We start from the raw sequence: 15,854 nt of genomic DNA, 5'->3' as shown, positions 1-15,854 counted from the left end.
CTTCCTTACTTCGTCACGCGTAGAGAACCGACGACGTGATCGAAAGTTTCCGTGCGCTGCTCGAACAGCGACGAGGGGGCGAAAAAGACCAGGAGTTGGACCGGATCGGTCTCAACGACGAAGACCCGGACCTGCAGCGTGACGGCGGATGAGAGGGGAATCGTCCCCTCCATGGCCTGCCCCTTAACCTCCCCGACGGTAGCTGGCCCGCGGTCCACCAGATGTGCGTCCCGGCCGGGCAGGAGCGCTTCCGCCGTGCGGACGCGGGCGGTCGGGGATTGATTGGTCAGCCCGGCGGGCCGGTGGTAGATGGCGAGTCCGGCGACTTTCTCCGGGTCACTGGCCGTTCGGGCCGCCGCAGCCGGAGCGTCCGGCTCGTCGGCGAAAAGCGCGGTCAGGTCCGCGTCCGAGAGCACACTGACGGTGCTGTCGCCCGCTTCGTGAGTTCGGGCGGTCCAGCTCTGCGGGACATCGAGGGTGTACGGGACGCCATCCGCGCGAAAGGTTACGTACTTTTCTCCAGACAGCATCGGCGGGAGCAGCGCGCCGGCGAGGATGGCGAGGATTAGGAGGAGGAGCGCCCCGCCTAGCACAGCCAGCCGCGCGGTCCGGCCCGGCCGCCGATCAGCGCGCCTACCCCGGGACCCGGTGGATCGTCCGCCCAAGTGGGCGTTCGCGCCCGCGCGGACGAGGGTCCCTGCTTCCACCGGGGCGGCGCCGCCGTTGCCCTTGCCGGGTCTAGTGGCGCGGGGCGGGACCGCGTGTTTCCCCGCGCCTCGGGGCTGCGCTGGAACAACCTTGCCAGGCGGGCCGCCGGACATCATGGTAACGAGCGCGCCGCATGTTGGGGGCCGGTCCTCGGGTTGTTTCGCCATGCCCTTGACGATGGCAGCCTCCATTGCAGGAGGGACCTCCGGCCGTTCCAAGGTGAGGCGCGGCGGCTCCTCGGTCATGTGCGCCCACAGCTGGGCCGAGTCGTCGTCATGGTCGAACGGCGGGTGGCCTGCGAGCAGCGTGTAGGCCACGCACGCCAGCGCGTACACATCGGCCCGACTATCGATGTCCCCGCCGCGGATCTGCTCGGGTGCGACGTAGTCCAAGGTGCCGAGGAAGTGACCGGCCGTCGTAACGCCCGTGGCGGAGGTGGTGCGCTTTGTGAGACCGAAGTCCGTGAGGTAGACGAGCCGGTGGCCGTTTGCCGGGTCGTCAGAGAGCAGTATGTTGCCGGGCTTGACGTCCCGGTGGACAAGGCCCGCGCCGTGCGCGGCGTCCAGGGCCGCGGCCGTGTGGGAAAGAATGCCCAGGGCCTCGGTCAGCGGGAGAGGGCCGCGAGCGTCAAGTTCTGCCTTGAGATCAGTGCCGTGCACAAAGCGCATGGCGATGTAGAGCAGTCCCGACCATTCCCCGGCAGCGTAGATCGGCAAGATGTTGGGGTGGTCCACCGAGGCGGCGAGCCGGGACTCACGGACAAACCGCTGGCGGAACTTCTCGTTGGCTGCAAGTTCCGGGGCCAGGAGCTTGAGGGCGACGGGTCGGCCGAGCTGCACGTCCAGCGCCCGGTACACGACTCCCATGCCGCCGCGGGCGACCAGGGACTGGATCTGATAACCCGCGAATTCTGCCCCGGGATAGAGGTAATCCTGAACGGGGTCCACGGTTTACCCGACCGGATAACCGCAGCCGGAGCAGAACCGCGCTCCCGGGCGCACTGATCTGCCGCACTGGGAACAAAACGTCCGGCCCTGTCTCTCCGCGGAGCGGGGTGCCAGCGGTCCGGCCGTGCGGGTTTCGCCACCGTTCAGGCCCGTATTTACGTCCCCGGGCGCCCCCGAAGCCGGCTGACCTCGCCCGCCAGATACCGGAGATTGCGAGGGAGGAGAACTCTTGTGCCCGGCTGCTTCGGTCCGCACGGGGCCCGTCCCGCCGTGTCCGGCCTGCTGTCGCAGGACCTGATCTTCATCAGCCCGCGCAGCCCGGGTCATTGCGGTCTGGCTCTCGCCGGTTTGGGGTTTCAGAGGGGCAACAGGTCTCCCTTCGGCACCCTTTGAGCTTGAACGGCCAGCGGGGCGAGGCGGGGCCCCGCCGACGCCCCGAGCGGCTGACGCCCTGCCGCGACGCAGGACCAGGACGGCCAGGATTCCGGCCAGGAGCAGGAATCCGGCGAATCCGGGCAGGAGGGCAGCCTGCAGGGGGCCGTCCTTGCCAGCGTCTGCGGCGGCGGTCGCCTGGTCTCCCATCGGGTGCTCGCTACTCATCTTTCGGGCCTGCTCAAGATAACTTGTCGCCAAGGCGGAATCGAAGTAGGTCAAGGACTCTTCGAGTGCGCTCTCGGCCGATCCGCCCATGCCCGATGAGAGGTGATCGATGCCCCGCCGGAATACAGCATCGAACTTCGACGGGGAGGCCTCAACGCCTGCCGCGGCCATAGCTGCTTGAATGGACGCGGCCGGCACCAGAGTGCCCTGGCCGTCCGGCTGGCGGGGCCCCATCAGGCCGAGGACCTGGCCGGTTGCCCCGTCCAGCACGGGGCCGCCGGACACGCCGGCTTCGAGTGGCCCGGCAAGGTCCTGACTAGAGCGGATTCGGCCCGCGGCGGTGTCCACCGCCACCGGAAACTGCGCCGGTCCCGCCTTAGGGCTCGGATCCTCGGTGAAGCCGACCAGTACGGGATTCGCACCTGGTGCTGCGGCCGGCGCGGCCAGCGTGGCTGTCGGCGCGCCACCGCCGCCACTGATCCTGAGCAACGCGATGTCTTTGGGCCCGGTCGGGTGGTTGAGCAGCTCGGCCATGACGGTCGCAGGCTCCGCCGTGTAAGTGTGCACTCGGTACTGGGGGACGCGAAAGACGATACAGTGCTCCACCTGGTCGTAGCAGTGCTGCAGGTGCGCCGCCCAGTATCGATCAGGCGTCGAGCCTCGCCGCAGCGGATTCCCGCCGTTTCCAACGATCGGCACTCCGATCACTTTGGCGAAGAGCTCGTTCGCGCTGTATGCGGCCACAGCGCCCTCGTCGACGGCAAGATTCTCCCAAGTGGTCGCCACAATCCCGTCTGCTGAAACGACCACGCCGGTAGCGGAACCGAGCGGCACTGTGGACCGGCCACGGGAGATCACTACCTCGCCTGTGCTGTGGTCAATATGGGCGATCTCCGCGATGGCAAGGAGGTCGATTCGCACGAGAGCAGCCTTGGACCCCTCGGCATCGCTCTTCAATGTGGCAGATGGAGTAGGCATAGGACTGGCCGCCGATGTCAGCGTCAGTGCAGCGGCGACGCCGACGAGAAAGACCAGGAAGCCGGAAATGCGCCTGTGCATCATCCGAAGCTTCGCCATGGACAGATACGTGACGACGGCCATGCCCGTGTCGCGAGACGTGAGGCGGGAACAGAAGACGGTGGCGGCAACTCGCTTTTGGTTCATGGCGGATCCTCTGGTCGAATATGAGACCGTCACGCGGATACGCCTGTGGGTTTGATCAGCCCGTCCCCCGCCATAATGCTAAGCCTTCTGATCATTTGTGTCATCGGAGTTCTTCGGAATAGTTCACAGATCAGGAAGCCGCGGTGGAACGCCTTTTGAAGGGACAGGCCGGTCAATCTCCCGTCTGCCCGGGCTGCAAGATCCTGGACCGGGACTAATTTGTCGAACGGGGAAGTTATGTTGTCGGGGCCGTAACCGGTTCACGCACCGCGCTTCGGGCGCCGATGGGAGTGATGCACGTGACCACCATGCCTGCCGAGGGAGTCGGTTTCCGCTCCAAACGCGGACCCGTCCTCATCGCCCTGATGCTCTCCACCGGCCTGGTGGCGATCGACGCGACCGTGGTGGCGACAGCCGTGCCCGCGATCGTGCACGACATAGGCGGGTTCACGTCGTTCCCGTGGCTGTTCTCCGCCTATCTGCTGGCGCAGGCCGTGTCCGTCCCGGTCTACGCGAAGCTCTCGGACACCATCGGCCGCAAGCCGATCATGCTGATCGGAATCGGCCTGTTCCTGCTCGGCTCGATCCTGTGCGGAGTCGCCTGGAGCATGCCGGTCCTCATCGCGTTCCGCGTAGTGCAGGGCCTGGGCGCCGGCGCGGTCCAGCCGATGGCCATCACCATCGCCGGCGATATCTACACCCTCGCCGAGCGGGCAAAAGTGCAGGGCTACCTGGCGAGCGTGTGGGCGGTCTCCTCAGTGGTGGGTCCGACGCTCGGGGGAGTGTTTGCCTCACTCGGCATCTGGCGCGGCATTTTCCTTGTGAACATCCCGCTGTGCCTGGTGGCCGGATGGATGCTGGTCCGGTCCTTCCACGAGAACATCGAGCCCGTAAAGCACCGGGTCGACTATCTCGGCGCGGGGCTGCTCACCGTGTCGCTCACCCTGCTCATTCTCGGGGCCCTCGAGGGCGGCCAGGCCTGGGCCTGGGACTCCGCCATCAGCGACGCAGTGTTCGCCGGCGGTGCCCTCCTGTTCGTCGCGTTTATTCTCGTCGAACGGAGGGCGGCGGAGCCGGTGCTGCCGCCGTGGGTGGTTTCCCGGCGGCTGCTGGCGACGACGGCGATGGTCGCCTTCGGGGTCGGAGCGGTCATGCTGGGCATCACTTCGTACGTTCCCACGTTCCTCGTGGGAGCCCTCTCGACCTCCCCGATCGTGGCCGGACTCGCCCTGGCAGCGCTGACCATCGGCTGGCCGATCAGTGCCTCCCAATCGGGCCGCCTGTATCTGCGCATCGGGTTCCGGAACACTGCCCTGATCGGCATCACGGTCACCGTCATCGGCACAGCAGTCCTGGCCGTCACGGCCTCCGTCCCCAACGTTGCGCTGGTCGCCGTCAGCTGCTTCATCGTCGGGCTCGGACTCGGCCTGGTCGCGACCCCAACCCTGATCGCCGCCCAGACGAGCGTCGAATGGAACGAGCGCGGCGTGGTCACGGGCACCAACCTTTTCGCCCGATCCATCGGCAGCTCCATCGGCGTCGCCGTTTTCGGTGCGATAGCGAACGCTGTCTACGCCGGCACCCCGCACGGCGACACGGATCCCCACACCATCGTGGCGGCCTCGTCCGCCGTGTTCCTGGCCGTCATGATCGCCGCCGTCCTCACCGTCATCGCCGTGCTCGGCATGCCCGCCACCAAACCCGTCACACAGGTCCAAGCCGCCGCGCGCGGGTCATCCAGCACCGGTTGACCGCGGTTCCGCTGTCACTTTTGGGGTCGTGCTGGGGCGTTCATCGCCGGATGCCGAGGGTGGCCATGAGATCTTCGTGCAATTCGAACCAGATGCGGTGGAAGGAGTCGCGGTCTGTGGCGGTGAGCCACGCTGGCTCCGTGGCTGCGTTTTCCACTGCCAGCTCGAGGCGTTCCGCGTATCCGCTGAACCGCGGCAACACAGCGGTCAGGCGGACTTCCAGATCGCTCAAGGACGCCAATGCCTGGGTGAAGGTTTGCTGTGTTGGCTCGTCGATCCCATCGTTGGACTGACTTCCCTCGGCGAGCCAGCGGAGTTGGAGTTTGCTGCAGGCGGCCACGACTCCTGCGTTCAGCGGTGCAAACTTCGCGTGCACGGCGGTGACTGCTGCCTGGCCGCCCACGCTGTCCAGCTCCTCGGCCAGGAGCCGTTCGTTTTCAGTCCTGCCGGCCACGGTCAGGGACCAGCCCCGGTTTCCGCCGAATGAGGAGCGCGACGCCCACCCGTTCGCGCCGGCGTAAATGAGGAGCCGTTCGACGTCGTGCGGATCCTGGCCAAACCGGGCGGCAACTGACTCAGTGTCAGCGAAGCCGAGCAGCCTCAGGGCGTGGAGGGTGAGCAGCATGGATGGCTGCTGCGGGCTCATGGACCCGCTCCGGGACCTGCTGGTTTCGCGTGGACGGTTCCGTGGGTTCCGTCGACCACGAGCGTCGTTCCGTCCGTGATGCGGGTCAGCGCGCCGGTTACCCCCAGAACGGCGGGGATGCCCTGTTCGCGGGCCACGATGGCGGCGTGCGAGAGCATCCCGCCCGTTTCTGTGATGACGGCAGCGGCGATCCCGAACAGTGGCGTCCAGGCGGGGTCAGTGGTGCGGCAGACCAAAACGTCGCCGGGGGCCACCGCGGAGAATTCGTCGACGCTGTGAACTGTCCGGGCCGTCCCGCAGGCGGTGCCCGGGCTGGCGCCGATGCCGGTGAGAACCGCGCCGGCGGGATCGCGGCCTTCCCTTCCGGCACTGGCCTGAGGAGTGAATTCCACGTCAGCCCACCACACCCGTCTCGGGCCTGCCGGACAGCCGATCCAGTCTCTGCTGCGCGGCCTGCGCCGAGCGGAGCCCAAGGCTCTGGGCAATCTGGGGCCAGGTCAGCCCCTCGGCCCGCGCCAGGAACAGGAGTGCCGTTTCCAGGCCATCCGTCTCTGCCCGCGCGGCTGACACAAGGGTGAGGGCGGCCCGCACGTCCAGACCATCCACCGGCTCTCCGCGGTCGGTCCCGTTGGACCGCCACAGGACGTGCTGGATCAGGTCACTCGCCGAAGGGGGCTGCCGCTCACCGAGCCAGGGCCGGGGCGGGAGTTCGGCGGCGCCCCGGTCCAGCAACATCCGTGTGGCCTGGCTTTGGCGCTGAGCCTCCGCAGCGTCGCCGCCTTGACGGGTCCCGTCGGTCTCGTTCATTCCAGACTCCATTTTCCCGTCGGCTCGGCACCCCTCGACACCACCAGCTTCTGGCATCAACATCCTGTTGTCAACAAACTGTTGATGCTTCGGGGGGAGGACGAGTCGTTGAGGCGGCGCGGACAGGAACGCCACCCGGCTGTTGGCCGGGTGGCGTTCCAAGGGGGTGTTTTGCCGGCGGTCCATGACCGGGCTGTTGCAGGTGTTTACTTTCCGGAGTTGTTGTGGGAGTTGTTGTTGCCGTGTTCGGTGGAGGCGACGGCGCCGGTCTGTTCGTTGAGCAGGACCTGGTCGTTGCGCTGTCTGCCGAAGTTGAACATGGCGTTCACCGACCCGGCGGTGGCGTCGGCGGAGGCGTCGCCGATCCGGCCGGTGTGCCAGTTGTCTTCGATGAAGCGCAGGATCGAGGCCTGGTCGGTCTGGGTGTGGTCCACAAAGTTCTTCTTCGCGTAGGGGGAAATGACTACCAGCGGCTGGCGCGGGCCGGGGCCGCAGCGGTCAGCGTAGCCGCCGGCCATCGGGACGCCGCTGGCTGCGGCGTGCTGGCACCAGGCGTCGTCGTCGGCGGTGTTGGAGGAGTTCTTTGCCTTGGCGGCGACGTGGTCGTACCAGCCGTCCGAGTCATCGTAGGCAAGCACCACGGCAGTGTTGTCCCAGTTCCGGGATTTCTGGATCTGGTTCACGGTGCTGGTGATGAAGTTCTGCTCGTCGATCGGGTCAGAGTAGGCGGCGTGGCCGTCCTGGAACATTCCGGCTTTCAGGAAGGACACGGCGGGCATGTTGTCGGTGTTGACCACCTTGTTGAACGCGGTGAGGTCGTACTGGTGGTTCGCCTGTCCGTTGTGGCCGATTTCCGCGTCGGACGCCGGTGCCAGGTGGTGCGGGTTGGCGGTGGAGGCGTAGTACTGGAACGGCTGGTGGTGAGGGGAGTAGTCAACAACGCTGGCGCCGGCGGCGTTCGTGTGGCTGGACAGGCACGACGCCGGGGAGTCCGCGGTCGCGGCGGTGGTCGGCGTGAAACCACCCTGGAACCAGCCCCAGGACGTGCCCTTGGCGTTGAGCAGGTCGCCGATGTTCCTGCCGCTCAGGCCGGCCAGGTTTCCGGTTTTGGCGTGGCTGCTGTTCGAGCAGTCGTCGTGGACCGGGTCCGGGTCGTTGATGACGGTGCCGACGCCGTTCGCATCCGGCAGGCTGACGGCACTGCTGCCGGCCGCCGGGGTGGCCACAGGTTGTCCTGCGGCGGTGTACTCGGTGGCCCCGTGGGTCTGGCCGGATACCAGATTCAGCGCCCCGGGTGTGGAGGGTCCGAAGACAGTGCTGAAGTGGTTGTCGCTCATGGAGTAGTTCTGGGCGTAGTTCCAGATGCCGGTGACGGTGTTGCCGTCGTAGTAGTCCATGGTGAGGCCGGGGCGGCCGTACTGGTTGGTGCCGCAGGCGTCGCGGCTGGTGAACTCGACGAACTTGTTCATCGCCCCGCCGTTGTATGCCTTCTGCTCGGCGGTGTATCCGTGGTCCTGGTCGCAGGTGACGGCCTGCGCCGGCGAGAGCCGGGCAGGCTGCGCAGAGTTGGGGTTGTTCGGTGCCAGAAGGCCGGCGGTGGCCAGAGTGTTGATGTCCTTGGGGGTGTTTTTCGCGGCGGTGAAGGATGCCGTCGCGGTGCCGGTGCCCTGCTGGGTTTCACCCGGGAGATTGGCAGCCTTGGGGTAGGTGGCGAAGTAGTGGTCGAAGGAAACGTTCTCCTGGAAGATCACCACCACGTGCTTGATTGGCGTCGCGGTACCGTTGTGGTTTTCACCGGCGGAGGCCGGACCTGCGCCGATACCGAACATTCCGGCTGTCAGTGCCGAGGCGGCCAGGGCTGCCGCGCCCGTGGCGGCGACCCGCTTCCGGGTGAATCGTTGTGCTGGATGAGGCATGGGGGTAGCCAATCGTTGGTGTTCAGGGATGCCGGCGGCTGATGGCAGGCATTCGTATGCTGCTTGGGTGAGCGGCCTGCGTTACTTGGCCGGCGTGACCGTGGCCTCGTAGGTGAGGATTTCGGTGCCGTTGCCTTCCTCGCCGTTGTCTGGGGCCACCTTCATGGTGAGGTGCCCGCCGTCGGCCGTCATTTTGAACGGGTTGCGCGTGGCCACATGGCCTGCGGTGGACCACTGCTGGAAGGGGACCTCGCGGATTACGCTGCGGGATTTGAGGTCGATCATCGCCATGCCGCCGAGTTCGTAGGTGGCGCCGGTGCCGCCGGCCGCCGGGGTCTGCGGGAGGTTGGTGATCCCGCTGCAGAGCATCCGGGAGTTGGCCACGTACTGGCAGTCCTGGTAGTCGATGAAGTAGTTCGGGTTCTGCCAGGTCGAGAGCTGCTTGCCCTGCAGATCCCATTCGGCGAAGCGGCGCGAGCCCCAGGTGTTGCCGACCAGGTGGCCGGTCTGCTTGTCCATCACGATGCCGCCGAAGTGGTCCTTCACCTCGAACTGCTTGTGCACGTCCAGGGTGGTCGCGTCGACTCGGTAGATGATGGCGCTGCTGTCCGGCCGGTACTGGGCCACGGGGATCCAGACGCTGGTGCCGTCGAAGTCGATGCCGCCGGGGTGGTACATGTCGCCCTCCCCCAGGACGATGTCCTTTTGCAGGGCGCCGGACTTGTCCATGACGAACAGGTGGCCGACGCCCTTGCCGGGGGTGCGGTCGAAGCCGTTTTGCGGGGTCGGGAACTTCACGGTCGGTTCGATGATCTGAACGGCCGAGAGGAAGATGTGGTCCTGGCTGTAGGCGATTCCCTCCGTGTGGTACGTCGGGAAATTCAGCTTCAGCTTCGACGTCTGCTGCCAGTTCGTGTTCCGGTCAACGCCGTTGAAGGCGTCGGCCAGGGCCGTGTTCCTGTCACCGTGGTTGCCGGCACCGGTGGGGTTGTCTGCGGCCTGGGCGGCCGCGGTGATGCTGATTGCGGACGCGGCCAGGACGATTGCTGCGGCGGCCGTGAGGATGCCTCGGGTGTGAGTCGTGCTCATTCGGGAGCCTCTCAAAGGTTGGATCTCAACAAGAGATCGCAACGCTACTTCCCGGTAATTAATCCCCGATACGGGCAGGTGAACGGCAGATGGCCGGCAGCGGTCCGGCGGACCGGCTTCGTTTCGACACGTGTCTCCCCCCCGCCGTCGCTGGCTTTGGGCCCTTTCAGCCGCTCAGGCGAGGACGGCGAGGCCTGCCAGGGTGCCGCCCTCGCCTTCGGCCAGCAGCCCGACGGCGGTGCCGGAGTTCGCGGGAAAGACCAGATCGGTGATGGTGGCCAGGCCGTCCTGCGCGAAGACCTCGACCGAGCAGCGGTCCAGGAAGACCCGGAGCCTTAGCCGGCCGTCCTCCAAGGACACGGCAACGCGCTCCACCGACGGGAACGACTCGTGGAAGCCCACGTTGCCGGATTCGGTCCGGTCCAGGCTGAGCTCCGCCGTGCGGCAGTCGTAGGCCAGGACAGTGCGCGCTCCGACTCCGGCTCCGGGCCCGGACCTGGAGCCGGATTCCCCGTCCGTTGAGCCGCCGGCCCGGAGCACCAGACCCACCCTGCCGGCGGCGCCGGGCTCGAAGTCCGCATCGATGCGCAGCACATCACCGCAGGCCTCGGCCGGAAGCCAGGTCACCCCGTCCGCCAACGGCTGCCGGTCCAGGGCGAACACCTCGGTACCGTGGGTGTGGAACGGGTCCACCGCCTCCTGCACCAGCACCGGGCGGCCGCCGCGGCACACCAGCCTGACCTCGCGGACCAGGGACATCGCGCTGCGCCAGCCGTCCGAGGGCGTTGAGGCGGCGTACTGCCAGTTGTTCATCCAGCCGATCATGAGCCGCCGTCCGTCCGGGACGTTGCTGAACGACACGGCCGCGTAGTAGTCCCGGCCCCAGTCGAGCCACCCGTAGTCGGCCATCCGGCTGTCGTCGGCCTGCACGCCGTCGGTGACGGTGGTTTCGGAACGGAACGTCACGCCGTCGAAGGTTCCGATGAAGTACTGGCCGCCCGATCCGCCGGCGATGCCGCCGGGGCTCAGGTTGACCACCAGGACCCACCGGGTGTTGGAGGCGTCGCCGTCCACCGGCAGTTCGAACAGGTCCGGGCATTCCCACACCCCTTCCGTGGCGTTTGCCGGGCCGAAGGTGCTCAGGTACTCCCAGGTCAACAGGTCAGCCGACTTGTAAAGGACCACCTCGTGGTGGACCGCCTCGACGGCGACCATCACCCAGTAGCTGCCGGCGGCGCCGTCGTGCCAAAAGACCTTGGGGTCGCGGAAGTCCGCGGAGGCGCGGTCCAGCACCGGGTTCCCGGCGTACTTGGTCCAGGTGGCGCCGTCGTCCGTGCTGTAGGCGAGGGACTGTGCCTGCCGTCCGGCGAGCGGTGAGGCGGGCGAGTACGCGCTGGTGTAGATGGCCACCAGCGGGGGCACGCCTCCGACGCCGAAGCCGCTGGTGTTATGGACATCGACCACCGCGGAGCCGGAAAAGATGGCCTCCTGCTCATCGCATGCGATGGCCACGGGTTGTTCGTCCCAGTGCTGCAGGTCCGTGGAGGTGGCGTGGCCCCAGGACATGTTGCCCCACTCCTCGCCGTGCGGGTTGTGCTGGTAGAAGAGGTGGTAGATGCCGTTGGCGTAGACCAGCCCGTTGGGGTCGTTGAGCCAGTTGCGCTCCGCTGAGTAGTGCCACTTTGGCCGGTACTGGCAGTCGAGTTCTGTGAGTGTTTTCATGAGGGTTCTTTGCAGGCTTTCGCGTGAGGAGGCTGGTCAGCCCTTGACGCCGCTGGAGGCGATGCTGTTGATGAAGGATCGCTGGAACGCGATGAAAAGGACCACCACGGGAATGGTGATGAGGGACGCGTAAGCCATCACCTCGCCCCAGGAGACGTTGAGCTGGAAGAAGTACTGGATGCCGATCATCACCGGGCGGAGTTCCTCGGACTGGACCACCATGAGCGGCCACAGGTAGGAGTTCCAGGCGGGCAGGAAGGTCAGGATGGCCACGGTGGCGGTCGCCGGTCCCGCGAGCGGCATCACCACCTTGCGGTAGATGGTGAACCAGCCCGCGCCGTCGATCCGGGCAGCCTCGTCCAGTTCCTTCGGGATGGACTCGAAGTACTGGTGGAACAGGTAGATGGAGAACGCGTTCGCGATGAACGGGATGATCTGGACCTGGTAGGTGTCCAGCCAGCCCTTCGAGATCTCGAGGCTGAACCCGTTGAGCTCAAAGTACGGCAGCTGGTTGACCCACCACACCAGCGGCAGCGCCAGCGTCTGGAAGGGCACGATGAGGGTGGCGAGGATCGCGGTGAACACCACGCGCTTGCCGCGGACCTCCATCCGGGACAGGGCAAACGCGCATAGGCTGTTGATGAAGATGCCTAGCACCACCGTGACCGCGGAAATGCCGATGGAGTTCATCAGGAAGCGGGCGGCCGGCACCCGGTCGAACACGGCCGCGTAGTTGTCCAGCGAAATGTTGCCGACCGGCAGGAACGCCGCCACCGAGGACATGTCGCCGAAGATCTGCTGGTCCGGCTTGAGCGAGGACACCATCATGAACACGATGGGGAAGGCGGCGACGGCGGCGAACAGGAGGCGGACCGCCGTGGTCGCGGCATTGCCGAGACCCTTGGAAATGAGTGTCTGTTTCACGTCAGTCCTTCTCTCGGGTCAGGTAGCGCTGCACTGCGGAGATCAGCAGGACGAGCACGAAGAACACGAGCGAGATGGCCGAGGCGTAGGAGGTCTCCTGCTGCTTGAAGCCGGAGCGCACCGCCTCGTAGATGATGGTGGTGGTGGAATCGAGGGGCCCGCCCTGGGTCATGACGCTGACCTGGTCGAAGAGCCCGAGCGCCTGGATGGTGATGGTCACCAGGACCAGGGTGCGGGTGTGGGTGAGGCCGGGCCAGGTCACGAAGCGGAACTGATGCCAGCGGCTGGCCCCGTCGAGTTGGGCGGCCTCGTAGAGTTCCCCGGAAATGCTTTGCAGGCCTGCGAGCCAGATGATCATGTGGAAGCCTGCGGCCTGCCAGATGGACAGGGCAATGATGGCCGGCATGGCGGTGGCGGGATCGTTGAGCCAGTCTGGGCCGTTGATGAGGCCGAAACTGGCCGCCGACAGCAACTCATTGATCAGGCCGTCCTTGCGGTACATGAACATCCACAGCAGGGACACCACCACCATGGACGTCACCACGGGAAGGAAGTAGATGGTGCGGAAGAAGTTCACGCCGCGGAACTTCTTGTTGATCAGGAGGGCCATCGCCAGGGCGAGTCCGGACTGGACGGGCACCACCACGACGGCGAAGTAGCTGACGTTCAGCAGTGAGCGCCAGAACACGGGATCCGCGAAGAGCCGCGCGAAGTTGTCCGTGCCGACAAACTCGACGGGCCGCGGGGAAACAAGCCTGGCGTTCGTGAATGCCAGGCCGAAGCCCAGGATCGCCGGGAGAAAGACGAAGGCGAGCAGGAGGACCGCGGCCGGGGCGATCATGCCCCACCCGCTGATCTGTTCGCGAAGGTGGCGCGGCCGGCGACGCGGTTTGCTGGGCGGTGCGGCCGGGGCCGGGTCCGCCAGACGGCGGCCGGGGGAGGGGAGTTGGGTGGTTGTCATGGTTTTCTCCGTCGACAGTCAGGGCCTGAGGTACTTTCGACGGCGGTTGCGCACCGCCGTCGAAAGTACCGTTTGGCAGCCGGCTAGTTCTTGTAGCCGCCGTTGGACTTGATGTTGGCGTCGATGGCCTTGACCGACTTGTCCAGCGCCGTCTTGGGGTCGGCGCCGGCCAGGATGTCCTGGACAGCCTTGCCGTATTCGGTGGCGATGAAGGGATAGGCCGGGGTTTCGGGGCGCATCACCGCGTAGTTGCGGGAAAGTTCCATGAAGATCCGGTTTGTGCCGCCTTTGGCGAACGCGGGGATCAGGGCAGCGGCCTCGTCGGTGGCCGGGATGGTGCCCGTTGCCTTCGCCACCGCGGCCAGGTTTTCCGGCTTCAGTGAGTAGGAGAGGTAGTCCATGGCTGCCGCGGAGTTGTTGCAGCCGCTGGTCACGCCCCACTGCCAGGAGGCGCCGCCGATCTTGGGGCCGGTCCCCAGGTCCACGGACGGCATGACCACAAGGTCCTTACCTACCGCTGCGCGTGCCTTGTCCGCGGCCCAGGAGCCGGTGTAGAGAAGGCCGCTCTTGTTGTTGAGGAAGTCCTGGGTGGAGTCCTTGCCGCTCTTCTTAGCCATGAAGCCCTGGTCGGCAAGGCCGCGGAACCACTGGGCCCATTCGACGGCCTTGTCGCCATTGAGGACGCCGTCTGCCGACTGGAATCCGTCGCGGTTAATCAGGTCCCCACCGAAGGACTGCAGGAACGGGGAGTAGGCGTAGGGCAGCCATTCGCCGGTTCCGGCGGTACCCATGTCCAGTGGGTATTCCCACTTGCCCAGGGCCTTGAGCTTGGTCAGGGCGTCCTGGAACTCGTCCTTGGTCCACGGCTTCTCGACCGTGGCGACGCGGACACCGGCTGCCTTGAGGTCGGAGGCACGTGCGAGCATCGCCAGTGCGACGTCGTAGGTGCCAACGGCGTAGGTCTCGCCCTCCCATTTGGCCACCGTGCTCGGCAAGTTCTTGGAAACATCCGCGTCGAGTTTCAGCGGTGTCAGGTACTTCGCCCAGGCCCAGTTGGGAACATTGGGGCCATCGATGTCAACAATGCAGGGGAGCTTCCCGGCGGCCGCGGCCGAGACCACGGAGTCGTTGTAGGAGTCCTGCGGGAACGCCTGGACCTTGATCTTGGCCTTGGCGCCGGCGCTCTTGTTGTAGGAATCGACGATGTTTTCAACCGCTTTGAGTTCTTCGGCGTTGCCCGCGTTGTGGGTCCACATGGTGATCTCATTGGTGCCGGCGGACGGGGCAGAGGCGCTGCCCTTGCCACAGGCGCCCAGGGAGCCGACAAGTGCCGCCGCAGCTACACTGGTGGCGAGGATCCGGGTGAATCGCTTGTTCATGATGGTCAATCTTTCTGCTGAATTTGGGCGTGGGAGATTGCCCCGGGTCCTTCGGGACGCGGCCGGTGCAACGGCTGCGTCCCTTCTTATTGCGGTCCCCGGGCGGCGGAGCAGTGGAACGGTGGAACAGTGTGGTGATGCCGGCTTGGTGCCGGCAATCGGCTAACGTGGCGGCGGGCCGAGCGACCCCCGCTCAATCAGGGGGCAGTCCAGTTGCGTCTGGACTGCGGGTGCGCCGGGATTTTCGATGTCGTCCAGGAGCCGGTGGACCGCCCAACTGCCCATTTCGTAGTGGGGAAGGGCGACGGTGGTGAGCCCCGGCCACAGGGCGTCCGCGATGATTTCGAGATTGTCGATCCCCACAATGGACACGTCTTCCGGAATGCGCAGCCCCAATGCGGTGGCCGCCTGGTAGGCGCCCATGGCAACCCTGTCACTGAAGCAGAACAGGGCTGTGGGGCGGTCGGGCTGACCGAGCAGGCCCAGGGCGGCCTCGCGGCCTCCCGCGGTTTCGGGCTGGCCGATCACGAGGTGGCGGGGGTCGTGCTGCAGGCCGTGCCGCCGGAGAGCATTGAGGAAGCCTTCCCTGCGGCCGTGCGTGGCGGGGATGTCGTCGATGTTGTTGAGCATCCCGATCCGGGTGTGGCCCGCTTGGATGATTGCTTCAACGGCCGTCTCGGCGGCGCCCACCTCGTCGGGGGTAACCGAGGAGATGGAACTGTCGCGAGTGACGGAATCCAGCAGCACGGTGGGAAGGCCCTCCAGTTCTGCGGGGACCTGCACGCTCTGGTGGTACATCCTGGCATAGACCACCCCGTCCACCTGATGCTGCCGCAGCATGTTGATTTCACGGGTTTCCAGCTCGCTGTCCAGGCCCGAGTTGACCACCATCACCACATAGCCGCGGTCATAGGCTGCGTCCTGCGCCCCGCGGATCATGGCGCCTGCAAAGGGGGTGGTGGTGATTTCGTCACTCACCAGGCCAAGGATCTGGGAGCGCTGGTTGCGCAGTCCGCTGGCCATCTTGTTCGGGGCGTACCCAAGATCCCTGGCCACGTCCCGGACGAGTTGCTGCGTCGCTGCCTTCACCCGGAAGCTCGTGGCATCGTTCAGGGCATGCGACACCGTGGTGACGGAGACCCCGGCGGCCTTGGCCACGTCGCGTATTCCCACTCTTGTCGTCATTGACTTCCTTTTGCAAAACGTTTTGTATCTGGTGTGAGACACGTTACACAAAACG

13 protein-coding genes are annotated in these 15,854 nt (G+C 66.2%); 1 reads left to right on the top strand and 12 read right to left on the bottom strand.

Annotated elements, in window-relative coordinates:
• Positions 1 to 5: 5 nt before the first annotated feature.
• Complete coding sequence (locus AC1DBX_RS13190) at positions 6 to 1,655, bottom strand: serine/threonine-protein kinase (protein WP_476931939.1); 1,650 nt, start codon at positions 1,653 to 1,655, stop codon at positions 6 to 8.
• A 3-nt stretch (positions 1,656 to 1,658) separates the two neighbouring features.
• Positions 1,659 to 3,419 carry a zinc ribbon domain-containing protein gene (locus AC1DBX_RS13185; RefSeq protein WP_476931938.1) on the bottom strand — a complete coding sequence of 587 codons (1,761 nt, stop codon included), beginning with the start codon at positions 3,417 to 3,419 and terminating at the stop codon, positions 1,659 to 1,661.
• A 293-nt stretch (positions 3,420 to 3,712) separates the two neighbouring features.
• Between AC1DBX_RS13185 and AC1DBX_RS13180 the strand changes: the two genes are divergently transcribed.
• Positions 3,713 to 5,170 carry an MFS transporter gene (locus AC1DBX_RS13180; protein WP_476857596.1) on the top strand — a complete coding sequence of 486 codons (1,458 nt, stop codon included), beginning with the start codon at positions 3,713 to 3,715 and terminating at the stop codon, positions 5,168 to 5,170.
• Between the two features lie 40 nt (positions 5,171 to 5,210).
• Here AC1DBX_RS13180 and AC1DBX_RS13175 read toward each other — a convergent pair whose 3' ends face one another.
• The 10 genes from AC1DBX_RS13175 to AC1DBX_RS13130 form a co-directional block, all read right to left on the bottom strand.
• On the bottom strand, positions 5,211 to 5,816 hold the full coding sequence (locus tag AC1DBX_RS13175; protein ID WP_476931937.1) for a hypothetical protein: 606 nt from the start codon (positions 5,814 to 5,816) through the stop codon (positions 5,211 to 5,213).
• Positions 5,813 to 6,208, bottom strand: a complete 396-nt coding sequence (locus tag AC1DBX_RS13170) for a PEP-utilizing enzyme (protein ID WP_476849691.1) — start codon at positions 6,206 to 6,208, stop codon at positions 5,813 to 5,815. Before AC1DBX_RS13170 ends, AC1DBX_RS13175 begins: the two co-directional genes overlap by 4 nt.
• Before the next feature lies 1 nt (position 6,209).
• The gene (locus AC1DBX_RS13165) at positions 6,210 to 6,623 is read right to left on the bottom strand and encodes a hypothetical protein (RefSeq protein WP_476931936.1); all 414 of its coding nucleotides are present in this window, start codon (positions 6,621 to 6,623) and stop codon (positions 6,210 to 6,212) included.
• Positions 6,624 to 6,829: 206 nt separating this feature from the next.
• Positions 6,830 to 8,539 (bottom strand): phospholipase C, encoded by a 1,710-nt coding sequence (locus AC1DBX_RS13160; protein WP_476931935.1) that lies wholly within the window; start codon positions 8,537 to 8,539, stop codon positions 6,830 to 6,832.
• 81 nt (positions 8,540 to 8,620) lie between these two features.
• Positions 8,621 to 9,628: a DUF6454 family protein gene (locus AC1DBX_RS13155; RefSeq protein WP_476859954.1), complete on the bottom strand. Its 1,008-nt coding sequence runs from the start codon at positions 9,626 to 9,628 to the stop codon at positions 8,621 to 8,623.
• Positions 9,629 to 9,802: 174 nt separating this feature from the next.
• Positions 9,803 to 11,350, bottom strand: coding sequence for a glycoside hydrolase family 32 protein (locus AC1DBX_RS13150; protein WP_476931934.1), 1,548 nt, complete (start codon positions 11,348 to 11,350; stop codon positions 9,803 to 9,805).
• Positions 11,351 to 11,386: 36 nt separating this feature from the next.
• Positions 11,387 to 12,274, bottom strand: a complete 888-nt coding sequence (locus AC1DBX_RS13145) for a carbohydrate ABC transporter permease (protein WP_439954127.1) — start codon at positions 12,272 to 12,274, stop codon at positions 11,387 to 11,389.
• 1 nt (position 12,275) lies between these two features.
• Positions 12,276 to 13,235: a carbohydrate ABC transporter permease gene (locus AC1DBX_RS13140; RefSeq protein WP_476849686.1), complete on the bottom strand. Its 960-nt coding sequence runs from the start codon at positions 13,233 to 13,235 to the stop codon at positions 12,276 to 12,278.
• 83 nt (positions 13,236 to 13,318) lie between these two features.
• A complete protein-coding gene (locus AC1DBX_RS13135) occupies positions 13,319 to 14,614 on the bottom strand; it encodes a sugar ABC transporter substrate-binding protein (RefSeq protein WP_476931933.1) in 1,296 nt (431 codons plus the stop codon).
• 162 nt (positions 14,615 to 14,776) lie between these two features.
• Positions 14,777 to 15,799 carry a LacI family DNA-binding transcriptional regulator gene (locus tag AC1DBX_RS13130; RefSeq protein ID WP_476931932.1) on the bottom strand — a complete coding sequence of 341 codons (1,023 nt, stop codon included), beginning with the start codon at positions 15,797 to 15,799 and terminating at the stop codon, positions 14,777 to 14,779.
• Positions 15,800 to 15,854 lie beyond the last annotated feature (55 nt).

It is taken from the genome of Arthrobacter sp. 10N44_2, from assembly GCF_056394385.1.
The sequence above is the reverse complement of the archived record's forward strand: the minus strand, read 5'-3'. Positions and strand labels throughout refer to the sequence as shown.

What these genes read in the sequence shown, in the direction of transcription:
- AC1DBX_RS13130 (WP_476931932.1), bottom strand. Translation starts at nt 15,799, where the DNA reads ATGACGACAAGAGTGGGAATACGCGACGTGGCCAAGGCCGCCGGGGTC.
- AC1DBX_RS13185 (WP_476931938.1), bottom strand. Translation starts at nt 3,419, where the DNA reads ATGAACCAAAAGCGAGTTGCCGCCACCGTCTTCTGTTCCCGCCTCACG.
- AC1DBX_RS13175 (WP_476931937.1), bottom strand. Translation starts at nt 5,816, where the DNA reads ATGAGCCCGCAGCAGCCATCCATGCTGCTCACCCTCCACGCCCTGAGG.
- AC1DBX_RS13180 (WP_476857596.1), top strand. Translation starts at nt 3,713, where the DNA reads ATGCACGTGACCACCATGCCTGCCGAGGGAGTCGGTTTCCGCTCCAAA.
- AC1DBX_RS13140 (WP_476849686.1), bottom strand. Translation starts at nt 13,235, where the DNA reads ATGACAACCACCCAACTCCCCTCCCCCGGCCGCCGTCTGGCGGACCCG.
- AC1DBX_RS13165 (WP_476931936.1), bottom strand. Translation starts at nt 6,623, where the DNA reads ATGAACGAGACCGACGGGACCCGTCAAGGCGGCGACGCTGCGGAGGCT.
- AC1DBX_RS13135 (WP_476931933.1), bottom strand. Translation starts at nt 14,614, where the DNA reads ATGAACAAGCGATTCACCCGGATCCTCGCCACCAGTGTAGCTGCGGCG.
- AC1DBX_RS13150 (WP_476931934.1), bottom strand. Translation starts at nt 11,350, where the DNA reads ATGAAAACACTCACAGAACTCGACTGCCAGTACCGGCCAAAGTGGCAC.
- AC1DBX_RS13155 (WP_476859954.1), bottom strand. Translation starts at nt 9,628, where the DNA reads ATGAGCACGACTCACACCCGAGGCATCCTCACGGCCGCCGCAGCAATC.
- AC1DBX_RS13160 (WP_476931935.1), bottom strand. Translation starts at nt 8,539, where the DNA reads ATGCCTCATCCAGCACAACGATTCACCCGGAAGCGGGTCGCCGCCACG.